This window comes from Pseudomonas sp. SIMBA_067 (assembly GCF_046534675.1).
GTDB lineage: Bacteria > Pseudomonadota > Gammaproteobacteria > Pseudomonadales > Pseudomonadaceae > Aquipseudomonas > Aquipseudomonas putida.
In genome coordinates this window covers 1-18,366 of record NZ_JAWRYH010000009.1, presented here as the reverse complement: position 1 = coordinate 18,366, position 18,366 = coordinate 1, and the positions used below count along the sequence as shown (strand labels likewise).

Annotated in this window: 17 protein-coding genes, 2 tRNA genes and 1 pseudogene; 11 read left to right on the top strand and 9 right to left on the bottom strand. The window is 63.1% G+C overall.

Annotated features, from left to right (window positions below):
- Window positions 1-79: 79 nt before the first annotated feature.
- Together SB765_RS19525 and SB765_RS19520 are read right to left on the bottom strand one after the other, a co-directional pair.
- Window positions 80-535 (bottom strand): MarR family winged helix-turn-helix transcriptional regulator, encoded by a 456-nt coding sequence (locus SB765_RS19525; RefSeq protein ID WP_341797915.1) that lies wholly within the window; start codon window positions 533-535, stop codon window positions 80-82.
- Window positions 536-593: 58 nt separating this feature from the next.
- Entirely contained in the window at window positions 594-1,547 is a 954-nt protein-coding gene (locus tag SB765_RS19520; protein ID WP_341797916.1) for a LysR family transcriptional regulator, read from the bottom strand.
- 112 nt (window positions 1,548-1,659) lie between these two features.
- On the opposite strand from SB765_RS19520, the gene SB765_RS19515 reads away from it, so the two are divergent.
- The gene (locus SB765_RS19515) at window positions 1,660-2,409 is read left to right on the top strand and encodes a sulfite exporter TauE/SafE family protein (protein WP_410911392.1); all 750 of its coding nucleotides are present in this window, start codon (window positions 1,660-1,662) and stop codon (window positions 2,407-2,409) included.
- 54 nt (window positions 2,410-2,463) lie between these two features.
- Here SB765_RS19515 and SB765_RS19510 read toward each other — a convergent pair whose 3' ends face one another.
- Window positions 2,464-3,315, bottom strand: coding sequence for a LysR substrate-binding domain-containing protein (locus tag SB765_RS19510; RefSeq protein WP_016500935.1), 852 nt, complete (start codon window positions 3,313-3,315; stop codon window positions 2,464-2,466).
- A 97-nt stretch (window positions 3,316-3,412) separates the two neighbouring features.
- On the opposite strand from SB765_RS19510, the gene SB765_RS19505 reads away from it, so the two are divergent.
- Window positions 3,413-3,631, top strand: a complete 219-nt coding sequence (locus SB765_RS19505; protein ID WP_410931778.1) for a DUF1127 domain-containing protein — start codon at window positions 3,413-3,415, stop codon at window positions 3,629-3,631.
- A gap of 44 nt (window positions 3,632-3,675) precedes the next feature.
- On the opposite strand, the gene SB765_RS19500 is transcribed toward SB765_RS19505, so the two are convergent.
- Window positions 3,676-5,022 (bottom strand): class II 3-deoxy-7-phosphoheptulonate synthase, encoded by a 1,347-nt coding sequence (locus SB765_RS19500; protein WP_016500934.1) that lies wholly within the window; start codon window positions 5,020-5,022, stop codon window positions 3,676-3,678.
- Window positions 5,023-5,138: 116 nt separating this feature from the next.
- On the opposite strand from SB765_RS19500, the gene SB765_RS19495 reads away from it, so the two are divergent.
- Entirely contained in the window at window positions 5,139-5,894 is a 756-nt protein-coding gene (locus tag SB765_RS19495) for a spermidine synthase (RefSeq protein ID WP_410931777.1), read from the top strand.
- 446 nt (window positions 5,895-6,340) lie between these two features.
- Window positions 6,341-8,023 (top strand): DEAD/DEAH box helicase, encoded by a 1,683-nt coding sequence (locus tag SB765_RS19490; protein ID WP_016500932.1) that lies wholly within the window; start codon window positions 6,341-6,343, stop codon window positions 8,021-8,023.
- A 93-nt stretch (window positions 8,024-8,116) separates the two neighbouring features.
- On the opposite strand, the gene SB765_RS19485 is transcribed toward SB765_RS19490, so the two are convergent.
- On the bottom strand, window positions 8,117-8,884 hold the full coding sequence (locus SB765_RS19485; RefSeq protein ID WP_410911389.1) for a DODA-type extradiol aromatic ring-opening family dioxygenase: 768 nt from the start codon (window positions 8,882-8,884) through the stop codon (window positions 8,117-8,119).
- A gap of 110 nt (window positions 8,885-8,994) precedes the next feature.
- Here SB765_RS19485 and SB765_RS19480 point away from each other — a divergent pair, with 110 nt between their 5' ends.
- Window positions 8,995-9,645, top strand: a complete 651-nt coding sequence (locus SB765_RS19480; RefSeq protein WP_410931776.1) for a thiopurine S-methyltransferase — start codon at window positions 8,995-8,997, stop codon at window positions 9,643-9,645.
- 47 nt (window positions 9,646-9,692) lie between these two features.
- On the opposite strand, the gene htpX is transcribed toward SB765_RS19480, so the two are convergent.
- Window positions 9,693-10,580, bottom strand: coding sequence for a protease HtpX (htpX, locus tag SB765_RS19475; protein WP_016500929.1), 888 nt, complete (start codon window positions 10,578-10,580; stop codon window positions 9,693-9,695).
- Window positions 10,581-10,856: 276 nt separating this feature from the next.
- Window positions 10,857-12,068 (bottom strand): pyridoxal phosphate-dependent aminotransferase, encoded by a 1,212-nt coding sequence (locus SB765_RS19470; RefSeq protein ID WP_016485452.1) that lies wholly within the window; start codon window positions 12,066-12,068, stop codon window positions 10,857-10,859.
- Window positions 12,069-12,236: 168 nt separating this feature from the next.
- On the opposite strand from SB765_RS19470, the gene msrB reads away from it, so the two are divergent.
- Window positions 12,237-12,632, top strand: coding sequence for a peptide-methionine (R)-S-oxide reductase MsrB (gene msrB, locus SB765_RS19465; RefSeq protein ID WP_019472410.1), 396 nt, complete (start codon window positions 12,237-12,239; stop codon window positions 12,630-12,632).
- A 13-nt stretch (window positions 12,633-12,645) separates the two neighbouring features.
- Window positions 12,646-13,134, top strand: coding sequence for a glutathione peroxidase (locus SB765_RS19460; RefSeq protein ID WP_016500927.1), 489 nt, complete (start codon window positions 12,646-12,648; stop codon window positions 13,132-13,134).
- Here the strand turns inward: SB765_RS19460 and SB765_RS19455 are convergent.
- Window positions 13,124-15,482, bottom strand: a pseudogene (locus tag SB765_RS19455) (response regulator). The gene SB765_RS19460 and the pseudogene SB765_RS19455 overlap by 11 nt on opposite strands.
- A gap of 103 nt (window positions 15,483-15,585) precedes the next feature.
- On the opposite strand from SB765_RS19455, the gene SB765_RS19450 reads away from it, so the two are divergent.
- Together SB765_RS19450 and SB765_RS19445 are read left to right on the top strand one after the other, a co-directional pair.
- Window positions 15,586-16,473: an ATP-binding protein gene (locus tag SB765_RS19450; protein ID WP_341797923.1), complete on the top strand. Its 888-nt coding sequence runs from the start codon at window positions 15,586-15,588 to the stop codon at window positions 16,471-16,473.
- The gene (locus tag SB765_RS19445) at window positions 16,474-16,956 is read left to right on the top strand and encodes a GAF domain-containing protein (RefSeq protein WP_341797924.1); all 483 of its coding nucleotides are present in this window, start codon (window positions 16,474-16,476) and stop codon (window positions 16,954-16,956) included. It begins immediately after the preceding gene.
- A gap of 158 nt (window positions 16,957-17,114) precedes the next feature.
- Here the strand turns inward: SB765_RS19445 and SB765_RS19440 are convergent, their stop codons facing one another.
- Complete coding sequence (locus tag SB765_RS19440) at window positions 17,115-17,882, bottom strand: hypothetical protein (RefSeq protein ID WP_410931775.1); 768 nt, start codon at window positions 17,880-17,882, stop codon at window positions 17,115-17,117.
- Between the two features lie 333 nt (window positions 17,883-18,215).
- On the opposite strand from SB765_RS19440, the gene SB765_RS19435 reads away from it, so the two are divergent.
- Window positions 18,216-18,291, top strand: a tRNA-Glu gene (locus SB765_RS19435).
- Window positions 18,292-18,293: 2 nt separating this feature from the next.
- A tRNA-Gly gene (locus SB765_RS19430) sits at window positions 18,294-18,366 on the top strand.

The window sequence follows — 18,366 nt, the reverse complement described above, 5'->3', positions numbered from 1 at the left end:
CTTAAATTAGCGCGCAATTAATTAGCGCGCAAGATAAATCATTACCGCTCGTCCGAACGGCCATTGCACAGCATAGCTGTCAGAGGTTTTTCTGCAGGTTCTCGCGCAGGTTCAGCAGGTCGGCTTGCAGTTGCTGCAACTGCTCCAGGCTGCGCCCGCTGGCCTTGAGGATGCACGGCGGCACTGCTTTGGCTTGCTGTTGCAGGGCGCGGCCCTTGTCGGTCAGTTGCACCATCACCACCCGTTCGTCTTCCCGGCTGCGGTTACGCTGCAGCAGGCCTTCGCTTTCCAGGCGCTTGAGCAGCGGGGTGAGCGAGCCCGGGTCGGTCAGCAGGTGCTGGCTGATTTCGCCCACGGTCAGGTCGTCGCGCTCCCACAGCACCAGCATGGCCAGGTACTGCGGGTAGGTCAGGCCCAGGGCCTGCAGCAGCGGTTTGTAGACTTTGGTCATCAGCAACGAGGTGGAGTGCAGGGCGAAGCAGACCTGGTTGTCCAGCAGCAGCTCGTCACAGGAGGCTTGGGTGTCGGCGTTCATGCAGGTCCTTGAAATTGATCAATGGGGAATTCTGGCACGCTTGTTTTTAGTGCGCGCATTACTCGCGCAGTTCACTGCGCAAGGCCAGGTCCCAGGGTGGAATCGGGCTGAAGCGGCTCTTGAGGAATTCGAGCAGCAAACGGCTGCGAGAGTTCGTTTCATGTTCCAGGCGTAGCGCATAAATGCCGCTGGTCTCGGCTTCGGGCAGGCCGCCGTCGCAAAACAGCGGCACCAGCTCGCCCCGCAGCAGGTATTCGCTGATCAGCCAGGTGGGCAGGTGGGCAACACCTAAGCCGGCGAGGGCGCCGAACAGCAGGGTTTCGGCATTGTTGGCGGCCATGCGCATGCGCGCGGGGCGGTACAGGCGGTTTTGCCCGGCCACGTTGAAGCGCCAGGCGAACGGCGGTGCCAGGCCGTCCCAGTCCAGGCCGTCGTGCCCGGGCAGTTCGCTGGGGCATGTGGGCACACCGCGGCTGGCCAGGTAGGCCGGGCTGGCACAGGCGATGCGCACCATGTAGGCCAGTGGCGTGGCGACCAGCCGGGTGTCGGCCAAGGGGCCGGCGCGCAGCACCAGGTCGACCTCGCCCAAGTGGCTGCCATGCAGGTCGACGAAGCTGTCGATCAGGCGCAGTTGCACGTCCAGGCCTGGGTAGGCCACCAGGAAGTCGGCGATGGCCGGGGCCAGGTGGCGACGGCCGAACGCGGCGGGGGCGTCGATGCGGATCAGGCCTTCAGGGGCGTTGCTCAGCGATACCGCCTCGGCCCGGGCCAGGCGCAGCTCCTCGATGATGCGCCTGGCCCGTTCGGCAAAGGCATTGCCGGCGGGTGTGGCGCGCACCGCGTGGGTGCTACGGGTGAACAGGCGGCTGCCGACGGCATTTTCCAGGTTATCGATGCGTCGGGCCACCGCGGACGGGGTCAGCGGATGGCGCCGGGCGGCGGCGGAAAAACTGCCGGTCTCCAGCACATCGAGGAACAGGCTCAACTGGTCGGTGAGGGTATCGGGGCTCATGGCTGCCTTGTTTTGCGAAAAACGCACAGCCATTGTGCGCTGCTGTGCGTTTCCCCGCCAGCACCCAGCCGTTAGCATGCTCGCATTATCTGTACAGGCGAACGAGGCCCTGATGATCGAGTGGTTGTTGTATATCGTGCTGGGCGCTGCCCTGGGCACCATGGGGGGCTTGTTCGGCATTGGTGGCGGGCTGATCGCGATTCCCGCGCTGGGTGTGCTGTTTGGCCTGGACCAGCAGTTGGCGCAGGGTACGGCGTTGGTGATGGTGGTGCCGAATGTGCTGCTGGCGTTATGGCGCTATCACCAGCGCAACCGCATCGAATTGCGCCATGCCTTGCCGTTGTCAGCGTGCAGTTTCCTGTTCGCCTGGCTGGGGTCGATCTGGGCCGTGGGGCTGGATGCGCACTCCATGCGCCTGGGCTTTGTCGGCTTTCTGGTGGCCTTGGCGGTGTGGAATGTGGCGCGGATGTTCATGAAAGTGTCGCCGCCCAGTGCCGAGCTGCGTCATGCCTGGCCATGGCTGGGCGTGCTGGGCAGCTTTGCCGGCACCATGGGCGGCTTGTTCGGTGTGGGCGGGGCGGTGGTGGCCACGCCGATCCTGACCAGTGTGTTCGGTACCACCCAGGTGGTGGCGCAGGGGCTTTCGCTGGCGCTGGCTGCGCCGAGTACCTTGGTGACGTTGGTGACCTATGGGGTGCACCACAGTGTTGACTGGGGCGTGGGGATTCCGCTGGCGGTGGGGGGCTTGCTCAGCATCAGCTGGGGGGTGAAGCTGGCCCATGCGTTGCCGGAAAAGGTGTTGCGGGCGATGTTCTGTGTGTTTTTGGTGGTGTGTGCGGTGATGCTGGGATTCAAGTTGTGAGATTTGGGGCCGCTTTGCGGCCCATCGCGACACAAGGCCGCTCCCACACGGTAATTACTTGAACCCTTCGATGATGTAACCGGCCATGCAGTCGGTAATTGGCGAAGGGTTCTGCGTACTGCGTACCAGCATCACATTGGCCACCGGCAGCTGCGGCAGGCCGTCCTGTTCACCCAGTATGCGGATGTTCCCGGTAATCAGGCTTTGCAGCTGCGCCGTCACGGCCAACCCTGCCGTGACAATGGCAAAGATCGCCGCCAGGCTGGGGCTGGTATAGGCAATGCGGTAGTCGATACCTTGTGCTTCCAGGGCATTGCAGGTCCAGGCCCGGCAGAAGCAGTCGGTGTTGAACAGCGCCACCGGCATCGGTCGCTGTTCCTGTGGGCAAAAACCTTCGGCGGCGGCCCATACCAGGCGCTCCTGGCGCAGCAGTTGGCCAACCTCGTTACCTGGCTCGCGGGTGACGATGGTCAGGTCCAGGTCCTGGCGCAGCATCAGTTGCTTGGACGAATCGCAATGCACCTCTACCTGCACCAACGGGTAGGCCTGTGCAAAGCTCGACAAGATGGTCGGCAGAAAACGCATGGCATAGTCGTCGGGCGTGCCAATGCGCACCAGCCCGACCATGTGCGGCATACGCAGGGTGTTGAACACCTCGCCATGCAACTTGAGGATGCGCCGTGCATAGCCCAGCAGCACCTGGCCCTCGGCGGTCAGGCGTACCTGGCGGCCGTCGCGCTCGAACAGCTGGCGCTGCAGGATGTCTTCTTCGAGGCGTTTCATTTGCATGCTCACCGCCGACTGGGTGCGGTTGACCACTTCGCCGGCGCGGGTGAAACCGCCTTGCTCGGCAATGGCGACGAAGGTGCGCAAAACGTCCGCATCGAGGCTCTGGTACTGGGACATTGCATCAATCTCCGAGATGCATGGCATCAGAAACATTCGTTGGATTGATCTTAAGCCCGGCGCGAGACTGAGGCCATCCAACACGGAGGGCTTCACGATGAAAGGTCATGTCAGCAGCATCCAGCAACCTGCCTTTTCCCTGACCCACCTGTGGCATGCGGCCCTGCAACGCCCGGCGCGCTGGCTGCAGCTGTACCGCCAGCGCCAGGAGCTTGCCAGCCTCAGCGATGCAACCTTGCACGACCTGGGGTTGAGTCGGGCGGATATCCAGCAAGAGGCCGAGCGGCATTTCTGGGATGATCCGCTGAGGAAGTGAGTGTGGGCCGGGGCGCCTGGCCTCTCAAGGCATGCGCCCCAGCCTCACCGCCGTACCTGCTTCAACGTCTCGGCAATCAAAAACGCCAGCTCCAGCGACTGATCGGCATTCATCCGCGGGTCACAATGGGTGTGATACCGGTCAGACAACGCATCTTCGGTGATCGGCCGGGCGCCGCCGATGCATTCGGTGACGTTCTGCCCGGTCATCTCGATATGAATGCCGCCGGCATGGCTGCCCTCGGCCTGATGCACCTGGAAGAACTGCTTCACCTCATCGAGGATTTGCGCAAAGTCGCGGGTCTTGTAGCCGCTGCTGGCCTTGATGGTGTTGCCGTGCATCGGGTCGGAGCTCCACAGCACCTTGCGCCCCTCGCGCTCGACGGTGCGGATCAGCCCCGGCAGGTGGTCGCCAACCTTGCTCGCGCCCATGCGCACGATCAGGTTCAGGCGCCCGGCGTCGTTGGCCGGGTTTAGCGTGTCGATCAGGCGGATCAGCTCTTCGGGGTTCATGCTGGGGCCAACCTTGACCCCGATCGGGTTGTGCACCCCACGCAAAAACTCCACGTGGGCGCCGTCGAGCTGGCGGGTGCGGTCGCCGATCCACAGCATGTGCGCCGAGCAGTCGTAGTAGTCGCCGGTCAGGCTGTCCTGGCGCACGAAGGCTTCTTCATAGTTGAGCAGCAGCGCTTCGTGGGCAGTGAAAAAGCTGGTTTCGCGCAGTTGCGGCGCGCTGTCCAGGCCGCAGGCACGCATGAATGCCAGGGTTTCGTCGATGCGGTTGGCCAGTTGGTGGTACTTGTCGGCCAGCGCCGAGTTGGCGATGAAGTCCAGGTTCCACTTGTGCACCTGGTGCAGGTCGGCAAACCCGCCCTGGGCGAAGGCGCGCAGCAGGTTGAGGCTGGCAGTGGACTGGTGGTAGGCCTGCAGCAGGCGCTCCGGGTCGGGGATGCGGCTTTTCGGGTCGAAGCCGATGCCGTTGACGATGTCGCCGCGGTAGGCGGGCAGGGTGATGTCGCCAATGGTTTCATCGCCCGAGGAGCGTGGTTTGGCAAACTGCCCGGCCATGCGGCCGACCTTGACCACCGGGCAGCCGGCAGCAAAGGTCATGACGATGGCCATCTGCAATAGCACCTTGAAGGTGTCGCGGATTTTTGCCGCAGAGAACTCGGCGAAGCTCTCGGCGCAGTCGCCCCCTTGCAACAGGAAGGCGCGGCCTTCGGTAACCTCGGCAAACTGCCTGCGCAGTTCGCGCGCCTCGCCCGCGAACACCAGCGGCGGGTAGCTGGCCAGGGTCTGTTCGACCTTCAGCAGGTGCGCGGCATCGGGGTAGGTCGGTTGCTGCTGGATCGGCAGTGCGCGCCAGCTGTCAGGGCTCCACGGTTGGTTCATCTCGGGCTCGGTCTTGTAGGTTATAGGCTATAGGCCATGGTAACAGTTGGCGCTGCGCTTGTTGCATCAAGGGCGTTGACGGACAATGCGCGTTTTTGCGCGGGTAGGTGGTCAGCATGACGGCGGAACGGGAAGAGCGGCTACTGGCACGGGTAGAGGACGCTTTTGGCGTCATCAGCGTGTATGAAGTGGACGACTACCGCTTTCTGGAATTCGGCGATGCCATCGAGCAGAGCTGCGTGTTCACGGCCGACCCCAGCTGGCTGGAGTACGACTACACCCGCGCCATGTTGGTGGGGGCGCTGTGCCATGAACAGCCGGAGAGCGCGTTGTTTCTCGGCCTGGGTGCCGGCACGCTGACCCAGGCGTGCATGAAGTTTCTGCCCCTTGAAGACATCGAGGCTATCGAACTGCGCCCGGACGTACCGCGCCTGGCCATGGAACACCTGGGCCTGGATGACGACCCTCGGTTGTACGTGCGCATCGGTGACGCCATCGAGTTGTTGCCCACGGCAGAAAAGGCTGACTTGTTGTTTGTCGACCTGTACACCGACCACGGGCCGGGCGTGGGGCACCTGGCGTGGAACTTCCTGGAGAACTGCCAGCAACAGCTGAACCCGGGCGGCTGGCTGGTGATCAACCAGTGGGCCACCGACGACGGCAGGCCACTGGGCGCAGCGTTGTTGCGCGGGCTGTACCACCGGCATTACTGGGAGCTGCCGGTGAAGGAGGGCAATGTGATCTTGCTGGTGCCGGCTGACCTGGAGCAGGCGCTGGACCTGGAGGGGCTGCGGGCCCGGGCCGAGGCGCTGGCGCCGCAGCTGGGTTATAGCCTGGATGGGTTGATCAAAGAGATTCGGCCAGCTACCTGAGAGGCTGGCGCGGTCCCTGTAGGAGCGGCCTTGTGCCGCGAATGGGGTGCGAAGCGCCCCCAAGAATTTCAGCTTCGCCGCATACGTTGCCGGGGCCGCTCTGCGGCCCTTTCGCGACACAAGGTCGCTCCTACAGGGAATTATCGATTCAGCGTGGATTGATTGATGGCCCGGTAATGGCCTTGCACCCTGAAAAAATTCCTCACGGCTTCCACTATTTCGGGTATAGTACGCGCCGGTCTTTTAGCGGGCCGCAAAATCAGGTGGTGCAAATCCTCCGAGTCCAGCTTCGGCTGCACGTCCGCTAGGCGGACCTTCCCACGTTTTCTTTTTCAATCGTTTTCGCAAATCCCCGCCGCCAAAGCTGCCTGGGTGACCTGACGGTCTTTCAAGGCATGTGCAGCTTTGGAGCATGGGTCTTTGCGGATGCACCTAGAGGCAGACCCATGACCCAGGAAACCGGCGGCTTCGCCGCTCTCGATCTTAATCCGAACATTGTTGCTGCTGTTGTGGCTACCGGCTACGAAGAGCCGTCCGCCATTCAGCAACAATCGATCCCGATCATCCTCGCCGGTCACGACATGATCGGCCAGGCGCAGACTGGCACCGGCAAGACCGCTGCCTTTGCCCTGCCGATCCTCAACAAGATCGATGTGAGCAAGCGCGAACCGCAAGCCCTGATCCTGGCGCCAACCCGTGAGTTGGCGCTGCAAGTTGCTACCGCTTTCGAAACCTACGCCAAGCAGATGCCGGGCGTGAACGTGGTTGCCGTATACGGTGGTGCCCCGATGGGCCCACAGCTGCGTGCAATCCGCAACGGCGCGCAAATCGTCGTGGCCACCCCAGGCCGTCTGTGCGACCACCTGCGTCGTGACGAAAAAGTCCTGTCCACCGTGCAGTACCTGGTACTGGACGAAGCCGACGAGATGCTGAAGCTGGGCTTCATGGATGACCTCGAAGTGATCTTCGACGCAATCCCGGCTACCCGGCAGACCGTACTGTTCTCCGCTACCCTGCCGTCGTCGATCCGCTCGATCGCCGAACGTCACCTGCGCGAGCCCAAGCACGTCAAGATCCAGACCAAGACCCAGACCGTTACCGCAATCGACCAGGCCCACCTGATGGTCCACGCCGACCAGAAGATCCCGGCTGTGCTGCGTCTGCTGGAAGTGGAAGAGTTCGACGCGCTGATCGCCTTCGTGCGTACCAAGCAAGCCACCCTGGACCTGGCCGCCGCGCTGGAAGCCAAAGGCTACAAGGCTGCTGCGCTGAACGGTGACATTGCCCAGAACCAGCGTGAGCGCGTGATCGACTCGCTCAAGGATGGCCGCCTGGACATCGTCGTCGCCACCGACGTCGCTGCCCGTGGTCTGGACGTACCGCGCATCACTCACGTGTTCAACGTTGACATGCCGTACGACCCGGAATCCTACGTGCACCGTATCGGCCGTACTGGCCGTGCCGGTCGCGAAGGCCGTGCGCTGCTGCTGGTCACCCCGCGTGAGCGCCGCATGCTGCAGGTGATCGAGCGTGTGACCGGGCAGAAAGTTGCCGAAGCCCGCCTGCCGAATGCCCAGGCCGTGCTGGATGCTCGCATCAAGAAGCTGACCTCGAGCCTGGCGCCGCTGGTAGCCGAAGCAGAAGCCACCCACGGCGAGCTGTTCGACCGCCTCACCACCGACCTGGGTTGCAGCGCGCGTGCCCTGGCTTCGGCCCTGCTGCGCAAAGCCACCAATGGCCAGGCGCTGGACCTGGCTGCGGTAGAGCGTGAGCAGCCGCTGGTGCCGGGCGTTGGTGCCCCGCGTGGTGAGCGCAGTGAGCGCCCTGACCGTGGCGAGCGTCCTGACCGTGGTGACCGCGAGCGCCGTGCGCCGCTGCCACTGGCCGAAGGCCGTGTACGCTGCCGTACCGCCCTGGGCGCTCGTGACGGTATCGCTGCCAAGAACCTGCTGGGCGCGATCCTCAACGAGGGTGGCCTGGCGCGTGACGCCATCGGCCGCATCCAGGTACGCGACAGCTTCAGCCTGGTCGAGCTGCCGGAAGATGGCCTCGAGAAGCTGCTGTCCAAGCTCAAGGACACCCGCGTGGCCGGCAAGCAGCTGAAGCTGCGCCGCTACCGCGAGGATTGATCCTGGCGCACTAAAAAAATCCCCGGCCTAGGTCGGGGATTTTTTTTGCCTGTGCAGGACCTGTGGGAGCGGGCAAGCCCGCGAAAAGGCCCTTCAGTCGAACTGATATATATCCATCCCCAGCGCCCCCAGGGTAAACCCCTGATGAACCACCCCAAACCTGCCCCCAGCCCCCAGGGCAAAGAACAGCGGCAGCAAATGCTCATCACTGGGGTGGTTACGCACGGCATGTGGCGCCTGCTTCCGGTAATCCAGCAATGCCGCCTGGTCATCTTCCTGCAGCCGCTCCACCACCCAATCCCTGAACGCCAGCGCCCACGGCTCGATCACATCCGGCCCTGCATGCCAGTCCAGTTCCCCAAGGTTATGGGTGATGCTGCCCGAACCTACCAGCAAGATGCCCTCGGCACGCAAGCTCGCCAGCGCCTGGCCCACCTTCACCTGCAGCGCCGGCCCCATGTGGCTGGGCAGGGAAACCTGCACAACGGGAATGCTTGCGTCCGGGTACATCAGCGACAGCGGTACCCAGGCGCCGTGGTCGAACGGTCGCTGAGCGTCCAGCCGGGCTGGCAGCCCCGCTGCCTTCAGCAACTCGCTGATCTGGCCTGCCAGGGCGGGCTCACCCGCCGCTGGGTACTGCACCGCGTACAAGGCCGGGGGAAAACCGTAGAAGTCGTGCCAGGTTTCTGGCTGTGCGCTGCTGGTCACCAGCAGCTCACGGCTCTCCCAGTGCGCCGACACCACCACGATGGCCTTGGGGCGTGGCAGGCTGTTGGCCAGCCCGGCCAAGGCCGGCCCGCTGGCACCGGGTTGCAGGGCGAGCATGGGGGAACCATGGGAGATGAACAGGCTGGGCAGCATGGCAAGGTCCTGAAGGTTAAGATGCACTCATCTTCGATCAGAAACTGATCGATAACCATCGCAAGTTTTACGCGATTTCTATCGGTTTACTCGATAAACAAGGAGCAACCATGGAGCCAGCGTTCTGGCACAAGCGGTGGGCCGACAACCAGATCGGCTTTCACCAGGGGCAGGTCAATTCGTACCTGCAGGCGCACTGGCCGGCACTGGGCCTGGCGCCTGGCAGCCGCGTGCTGGTGCCGCTGTGCGGCAAGAGCCTGGACTTGGCCTGGCTGGCCGGGCAGGGGTACCGCGTGTTGGGTGTGGAGCTGTCGCGGCGGGCGGTAGAGGATTTCTTCCGCGAGCACGGGCTTGAAGCCGAGGTGCAGCAGCGCGGGGACTTCGAAGTTTGGCGCAGTGGTGACGTGGAGCTGTGGTGTGGTGATTTCTTTGCGTTGCGTGCGCAGGATATCGGCGACTGCGTGGGGCTGTATGACCGGGCGGCGCTGATTGCGCTGCCGGCGCAAATGCGCGCGATGTACATGCAGGTGCTGACGGCTTTGCTGCCGGCGAATTGCCGGGGTTTGGTTGTGACCCTGGATTATGACCAGTCACTGCTGCCTGGGCCGCCGTTTTCAGTCGGGGACCCAGAGCTGCGGCAGGGGTTTGCAGGGTGGCAGCTGCATGAGCTGGAGGCGGTAGAGGTGATTCAGGAGAGCCCCAAGTTTGTGCAGGCCGGGGTTTCCAGCCTGTTGGAGCGGGTTTACCGGCTTGGCCGGTAATACGAAAAAGGGCGACCGAAGTCGCCCTTTCTGTATTACCCGATGGATCAACCGCGACGGCGCAGGGCCTCGATACGGTCTTCCAGTGGCGGGTGGCTCATCAGCAGCCCGGCCAGGCCGTGCTTGAGGCCACCGTTGATGCCAAAGGCCTTCATGGTGTCGGGCATGTGCACCGGCAGGCCTTGCTCCACACGCAGGCGCTGCAGCGCGCCGATCATGGCCGAGGTGCCGGCCAGCTGTGCACCGGCTTCGTCGGCGCGGTACTCGCGGCGGCGCGAGAACCACATCACGATCATGCTGGCCAGGATGCCCAGGATCAGCTCGGCAACGATGGTCGCCACGTAGTAGGCAATGCCCTGGCCCTCTTCGTTCTTGAAGATGACCTTGTCGACGAAGTTGCCGATGATGCGTGCGAAGAACATCACGAAGGTGTTCACCACGCCTTGCACCAGCGCCAGGGTGACCATGTCGCCGTTGGCTACGTGGCCGATCTCGTGGGCCAGCACTGCCCGCACTTCATCGGGCGAGAAGCGCTCCAGCAGGCCCTGGGACACGGCTACCAGCGCGTCGTTGCGGTTCCAGCCGGTGGCGAAGGCGTTGGCCTCGTACGCCGGGAAGATACCCACCTCGGGCATTTTGATGCCCGCTTCACGGGACAGCTCTTCGACCGTTTGCAGCAGCCACTGCTCGTGGCGGGTGCGCGGCTGGCTGATGATCTGGGTGCCGGTGGTCATCTTCGCCATCCACTTGGAGATGAACAGCGAGACGAGGGAGCCGGCAAAGCCGAACACGGCGCAGAACACCAGCAGGCTGCTGAGGTTCAGGTCGACCCCGTTGGCGGCCATGAACCCGTTGAAACCGAACAGGCTCAAGGTAATGCTTGCAACCAGCACCACCGCAAGGTTGGTGGCCACAAACAACAGAATGCGCATCATGGTTGTTACGTTCTCCTGACGGATGAATTGTCGCTTACTGCGGGGTATATAAGGGGCCTGTCGCGTGGATTCAATCGTGCGACTATTTCAAACTGTGTACGGCGGAGTATGGCAGAGGATGGCGCGGGGGCAGTGGGATAGAGCATTGCAGGATGTAAGAAACACCCTGTGGGATTGCAAGGGGCTGCTGTGCAGCCCATTCGCAGCGCAAGGCTGCTCCTACAGGAGAACGCGTACACCTGTAGGAGCAGCCTTGTGCTGCGAAGAGGCCATCATTTACTGCGAATAAGTCCGCAGGAAATTGCCGATCCGGCCAATCGCCGCTTCCAGGTCATCCACCCGCGGCAAGGTCACCACGCGGAAGTGGTCCGGCCACGGCCAGTTGAACGCCGTACCTTGTACGATCAGCAGCTTTTCCGACAGCAGCAGGTCAAGGGCGAACTTTTCGTCGTTGAGAATCGGGCACACCTTCGGGTCGATCCGGGGGAACGCATACAGCGCACCCATCGGCTTCACACAGCTTACGCCCGGGATGTCGTTGAGCAGCTCGTAGGTACGGTTGCGTTGCTCAAGCAGGCGGCCTGGCGGCAGCACCAGGTCGTTGATGCTCTGGTAGCCGCCCAGTGCGGTCTGGATGGCATGCTGGGCCGGCACGTTGGCGCACAGGCGCATGTTGGCCAGCATGTCGATGCCTTCGATGTAGCTTAGCGCGTGGTGCTTGGGCCCGGAGATGATCAGCCAGCCGGAACGGAAGCCCGCCACCCGATACGACTTGGACAGGCCGTTGAAGGTCAGGCACAGCAGGTCGGGGGCCAGCGAGGCGGTGCTGATGTGCACGGCTTCGTCGTACAGGATCTTGTCGTAGATCTCGTCGGAGAACACCACCAGGTTGTGCTGGCGGGCCAGCTCCAGCATGCCCAGCAGCAGCTCCCTGGAGTACACCGCGCCGGTCGGGTTGTTCGGGTTGATGATCACCAGGGCCTTGGTGTTCGGGGTGATCTTGGCCTTGATGTCTTCAAGGTCGGGGAACCAGTCGGCCTGTTCATCGCACAGGTAGTGCACCGGCTTGCCGCCAGCCAGGCTCACTGCGGCAGTCCACAGCGGGTAGTCGGGGGCCGGGATCAGCACTTCGTCGCCGTTGTTCAGCAGCGCCTGCATCGACATGACGATCAGCTCGGACACACCGTTACCGAGGTAGATGTCCTCGATGGTGACGCCTTCGATTTCCTTTTGCTGGCAGTACTGCATCACCGCCTTGCGTGCGCTGAACAGGCCTTTGGAGTCGCTGTAGCCCTGGGCGGTAGGCAGGTTGCGGATCACATCCTGGAGGATTTCATCAGGCGCCTCGAAGCCAAACGGCGCCGGGTTGCCGATGTTCAGCTTGAGGATGCGGTGGCCTTCCTCTTCCAGGCGCTTGGCGTGCTTGAGCACTGGGCCGCGAATGTCGTAGCAGACATTGGCGAGCTTGTTCGATTTGCTGAACTGCATGATGGGATCCCGATATGAGAAAACGCGCTACGCCCCGCCGAAAGGTTTGAAACGGCAGGAAGCGGGTGCCAGACTGAACGCCTGGCACACGAAGCCAACTAATATACGTGCCACCCGCGCCCCGGAAAAGACGGTGCGGGGTGAAATTCAGCCTGCCGAGGTTTCCACATGCAAAAGATCGAGAAAACCCTGGAACAATGGCGGTCGATGCTCGACCCCGAGCAGTACCAGGTATGCCGCCTCAAAGGCACTGAGCGGCCGTTCAGCGGCAAGTACAACAGCGAGCGCCGCGACGGTATCTACCACTGCATCTGTTGCAGCGCGAAACTGTTCGATGCGCAGACCAAGTTCGATTCCGGCTGCGGCTGGCCGAGCTTCTACGCGCCAATCGAAGACAGCGCGATGATCGAGATCCGTGACACCTCCCACGGCATGATCCGCACCGAAGTCACCTGCGCCCGCTGCGACGCGCACCTGGGCCACGTGTTCCCCGATGGCCCGCCACCAACTGGCCTGCGCTACTGTATCAACTCGGTGTGCATCGACTTGCGCCCGCGTGACTGACCGGAGCCCGAACATGGCTGGATCGATGCTGGACATCCCCTGCGTGACCCTGGGCGGCGAGCACAAGAAGCTCGGCGACTTCCCGGGCAAGGCGTTGCTGGTGGTCAATACCGCCAGCCAGTGCGGCTTTACCCCGCAGTACAAGGGCCTGGAACAACTGTGGCAGGCCTACCACGAACGTGGCCTGGTGGTGCTGGGCTTCCCGTGCAACCAGTTCGGCAAGCAGGAACCGGGCGATGCGCGAGACATTGCGCAGTTCTGCGAGCGCAACTTCGGCGTGAGCTTCCCGCTGTTTCGCAAGGTCGAGGTCAACGGCCCGGGCGCCCACCCGCTGTTCGTCGAGCTCAAGCAGCGCGCACCGGGCATTCTGGGCAGCCAGAAGATCAAGTGGAATTTCACCAAGTTTCTGGTCGACCCGGCCAGCGGCCAGGTGACGCGTTATGCCCCCACTACCAAGCCACAGGCCCTGGAAGCAGACATCGAGCGCCTGCTCAGCCGTTGAGCGGCACCCAGTGCTCGACCAGCGCCAGTAGCTCTTCGCGGCGGAACGGCTTGGCCAGGTAGTCGTTCATGCCCGCAGCCCGGCAGCGTTCGCGCTCCTCGGGCATGGCATTGGCGGTGAGCGCGACAATCGGCAGGTCGGGCCAGCGGCCGCTCTGGCGGATGCGCCGGCTGGCCTCGTAACCGTCCATCACCGGCATGTTGCAGTCCATCAGCACCAGGTCGAAGTCGTCCAGTTCCAGCAGCTCCAGGGCCTCGGCGCCCTGGGTGGCCAGTTGCACCTGGCAGCCGAGCTTGGCCAGCATGCCCTTGGCCACCAGCTGGTTCACCGGGTTGTCTTCCACCAGCAGAATCCGCGCACGGCCTGCCTCCAGGGTGATGGCCGGACTGGCCAGCGGGTGTTCGGGGTCGAAGCCTTGCAGGGTGCGGCGCAGGGTCTGGTACAGGGCGTTGCGCGCCAGCGGCCGGGCCAGTTGATGGAGCGGGGCGAGGGCGGCCGATTGCTCGCTGGGCAGGAAGTTACCGTAAGCGGTCACCAGCAGGATGGGGGTTTTCAGCGTTAGGCGCAGGTCGAACAGGCGGTCGACATCGTCGGTAATCAGCAGGTCCATCGCCGTGGCGTCCAGCGTCGCGCTGCTGTCATGCCGCTGGTAGGCCAGGCCCCAGGTGGGCAGCAGGCCCTGCAACAGTTCGTTAAGCCCGCTGCCTGCAGCGCTCAGGGCGGCTACGCGCCCGTGCAGCGGTACCGGGGCGATGGCTTCGGTGTGCTCGGCCAGCGGTAGTTCGGCGCTGAAACAGCTGCCAAACCCCGCTTCGGAGCGAATGTGCAAATGGCCTTGCATGGCCTTGCACAGGTTGCGCGTCAGGGCCAGGCCCAGGCCCGTGCCGCCGTACTGGCGGGTGATGCCGGCGCCGGCCTGGGTGAATGGCTGGAAGATCCGCGCCTGGGCCTCTTCGGGTATGCCGATGCCGGTGTCGCGCACCTCCAGGCGCACGCCGCCGACGATGCTCACCAGGCGCACATCGACACGGCCAAAGCGGGTGAACTTCAACGCGTTGGACAGCAGGTTGCTGACGATCTGCCGCACCCGCGTGGGGTCACCAAGCACACTGCTGGGGAAGTCACGGGCAATCAGGCAGGTCAGTTCCACGCTCTGTGCGGTGTTCTGCGACAGCAGGTTGGCGGTGTCTTCCACCATCGAACCCATGTCGAACGGGATGCGTTCCAGCTCCAGCTGGCCCGCATCGAACTTGGACAGGTCGAGGATATCGTTCAGCAGCTCCACCAGCACCTTGCCCGAGTCGTGGGCAATCGCCAGTTGCTGGCGCTGCTCGCTGGGCAGCGGGCTGTCCAGGGCCAGTGCGATCATGCCGAGCATGCCGTTGAGCGGGGTGCGGATTTCGTGACTCATGTTGGCCAAAAAGGCAGCACGCGCCTGGGCCATGTCCAGTGCGCGGCGGCGCGCTTGTTCCAGCTCCTGGTTGGACAGGCTCAGGCTGCTGTTGCTGGCCTTCAGTTCGTTGGTGCGTGCCGAGACGATGTCTTCCAGTTCGTTAAGGTACTGGGTAAGGCGGTTTTCGGCGGTACGCCGCTGCTCGATTTCGGTGGCCATGCTGACGAACTGCTGGTTGGCGACTTTCACCAGCACGCCGATTTCGTCGTTTTCGTGGCCGTGTGGGCAGTCCAGGCGGGTTTGCCGGGGTTTGCGCGGGTCGCTGCCGCTGAGCGCGCCGATCACCGTGACCAGCGGTTTGGTCAGCATCATGTAGAACAGCGCCAGCAGGATGCCGGTCAGCACCAGGCTGCGGGCAAAACCGTTCAGCAGGGTGATGCCGGCGCGGTCGAGAAAGCGGCTGCCGAAGGCAAAGGTGTCGACGTCCAGGTACAGCGTGCCCAGGTATTCCTCCGGCATGTGCGTCAGGTACAGGCGTGCCTTGAACTGACGCTGCTCACCAAACAGGAAGTCGCTCAGCGGCCGGTAGCGGTCCTGCAGCCTGGGCCGCTCGACATCGGCCAGCACTGTTTCGTTGTTGTCGATCAGCCGTGCACGGATGACGGCCGGCGACTGCAACAGGCCGCGGGTCAGCTCCAGCGCCAGCTCCGAGTCGATGTTGTAGGCGATGCGCGAGGCCGGGTTGTGGCTGATTTGCAGCAACGCGTTCACTTCACGGTTGATGGACGCGTCTTCGCTGGCATAATCGATGCCGATCTGGATGAGACTGAGCAATGTTCCCAGGATGAAGCCGACCAGGACTGTCAGCCGGGCTTGCTTGTATGACAGGCGATTGGTGAACTTTATATCCATGAGTCCCGAGCCGGTTTTCACGTTCCTTGCGCTGCGCAAGCATAGCCGAATAGCCCCGGCTGCTGGCGGGTCTGTCTGTTCATTTCAGTTGATCGCCAAGCGGGGACCGCTCTGCGCCCCAAAAACTGAAATTGTTAGGAGTCGTCATGGACGCTCGCTTGATTGCTTTTCTGGACCGCGCCGAATCGGTACTGGCGCGCCTTGAGCCCTTGTTGCCCGCACAACGCCCGAACATCGACTGGGGCACCACCTTGGCCGCCCGCTGGCAGCGCGATGGCCGCAGCGGCTACCTGCTGCCGCTGGAAGTCAGCCTGGACATCCGCCTGAGCGACCTGATAGGCGTCGACAAACAGCGCGACCAGCTGGGCCGCAACACCCACCAGTTCATCAACGGCCTGCCAGCCAACCACGCGCTGCTGTGGGGCTCGCGCGGTACCGGCAAGTCGTCGCTGGTGCGCGCCTTGCTCGCCGAACATGCCAGCGCCGGCCTGCGCCTGATCGAAATCGAACGTGACCACCTGGCCGACCTGCCGCGGGTGGTCGAGCAGCTGCAGAAGCTGCCGCAACGCTTCATCCTGTTCTGCGACGACCTGTCGTTCGAAGCCGGGGAGGGCGATTACCGGGTGCTCAAGAGTGTGCTTGACGGCTCGCTGGAGCAGGCCCCGGACAACGTGCTGCTGTACGCCACCTCCAACCGCCGCCACCTGGTGCCCGAGAAGGAAAGCGACAACGAGAACTGGAAGCGTGTGGACGGCGAACTGCACCCCAGCGAAGCGGTGGAGGACAAGATTGCCCTGTCGGACCGTTTTGGCCTGTGGCTGTCGTTCTACCCGTTTACCCAGGATCACTTCCTGAATGTGGTTGAGCACTGGATCGGCCAGTTGGCAAAACCTGCCGGCCTTGCCTGGCAGCGCTCCGAAGAACTCGACATCCTCGCCGTGCGCTGGGCCACCGGCCGCGGTAACCGTAATGGCCGTTGTGCCTATCAGTTCGCCCGCTACTGGGTCGGGCTGCAATTGCTGGAGCAAAAGTAAATGATCGACCTCAATGCCAGTGGCGCAGGCCTGGACGGCTACAACCTGCTGGCGGCGCAAGTGCAGGCGCTGTTTGCCGACGAGCGTGATTTTATCGCCAACGCCGCGCAGTTTTCGGCGTTTCTGTACAACCAGGTGGACGACCTGAACTGGGCGGGGTTCTACCTCAACCGCAACGAAGAGCTGGTGCTGGGCCCGTTCCAGGGCCAGGTGGCGTGTGTTCGCATTCCGTTCAGTAAAGGTGTGTGCGGGGCCGCGGCGGCAACGCGGCAGACCCAGCGGGTAGAAGATGTACATGCATTCCCGGGCCACATTGCCTGTGACAGTGCCTCCAACAGCGAGCTGGTGATCCCGTTGGTGAAGGAGGGCAGGCTGATTGGTGTGCTGGACCTGGATAGCCCCAAGGTTGGGCGGTTCAGCGAGGCGGACCAGGTGGGGCTGGAGCGCTTGGCGGCGGTCTTCCTTGAGCTGACCGACTGCTGACTACTGTTCGAAGGCTTGCGCTATCCCTGTAGGAGCGGCCTTGTGCCGCGATGGGCCGCAAAGCGGCCCCGGCGATATCGGCGTTGGTGCATAAATGTGGGGCCGCTTTGCGGCCCATCGCGGCACAAGGCCGCTCCTACAAGGGCGCGGCGCAGGGCTTAGTCGTAGATCACCTTCTTCTTCCAGGTCTCTTCCTCATCGGTCTTGAGCCCGTCGGTCAATTCGTTGTGCTCGTCCTCCGCCGGTGCCATGCGGTCCAGCACCTGGGCATTGGCCCGGGCCAGCAACTTCTCCAGGTACGTCAGCTGCTCTTCATACACCTTGGGCTCGGGCTGCTTGCGCAGGTATTGCACGCCGCGCTCGAATGCCAGGCGCGCCTGGCCCGGCTGGTTCTTCTGCAGGGCCTGCTGGCCGAGGTTGTTGAAGAACTCGATATGCAGCAACACCAGTATGTGGCGGATTTCCTTGACCCAGTGCTTGGCCTCGGGCGTGGGCAGGAAGCCTTCCTGGGCCGCACGGGTTACCTGGTTGTGCATGGCTTCCAGCAAGAACCGTATGTCCTTGGCCTTGACCTCGGTGTGGATCGGGTTGGGCGGGTTGTTCACCGGGATCTTGTCGCCCAGGGCTATCAGCCCCTCCAGCTCGGCAATGCGCGCCTTGAGTTCGGCATTGTGCTTGTCCACCGCCAGCTGGCGCTGATTGAGGTTCAGTTCCAGGCGGGTCAGCAGCAGTTTAAGGGCCGGGGTCATGAACTGGCCGGGGAAGGTCTCGGTGATTTCGCCACAGCGGCGCAGGCGGTCGGCCAGTTCGACCCTCGTCCGGACGCGTTCGATCTTGCCGTTCTCGACCACATTGTTTAGGTAGCCGATCACGATCAGCAACGCGATGCCTGCCACGATGAGCAGTGTGATCAGAAGTGGTGTCACCGTTAATGCCTCATGAATAGGTTTGCATTATTGAGTGTAGGAGCGAGCTTGCTCGCGAGAGGCCCCGACAGCCATTCTCTTTTTCTATCGGCAAACTGTGCCATAACTGGATGCTGGCACATTAATGCTGACTTGACGCCAGAAAATCAACGGCAACCCCCCGGAGGCTTGCCGAAACAGCGCTGGGTGTACCCGGAAGTCATTGATTTAAATAAATTTCTACAAAGGGGTTGACGCCTTCCCGAACCATCCATAGAATGCGCGCCACTTGCAGCGTAAAGCACACAGCGAAACGCAGCAGGGAGTGAAAGCAGGCAGTAATGCCAGCAGCGTGTCCCCTTCGTCTAGTGGCCTAGGACACCGCCCTTTCACGGCGGTAACAGGGGTTCGAGTCCCCTAGGGGACGCCAATGCGGGAATAGCTCAGTTGGTAGAGCACGACCTTGCCAAGGTCGGGGTCGCGAGTTCGAGTCTCGTTTCCCGCT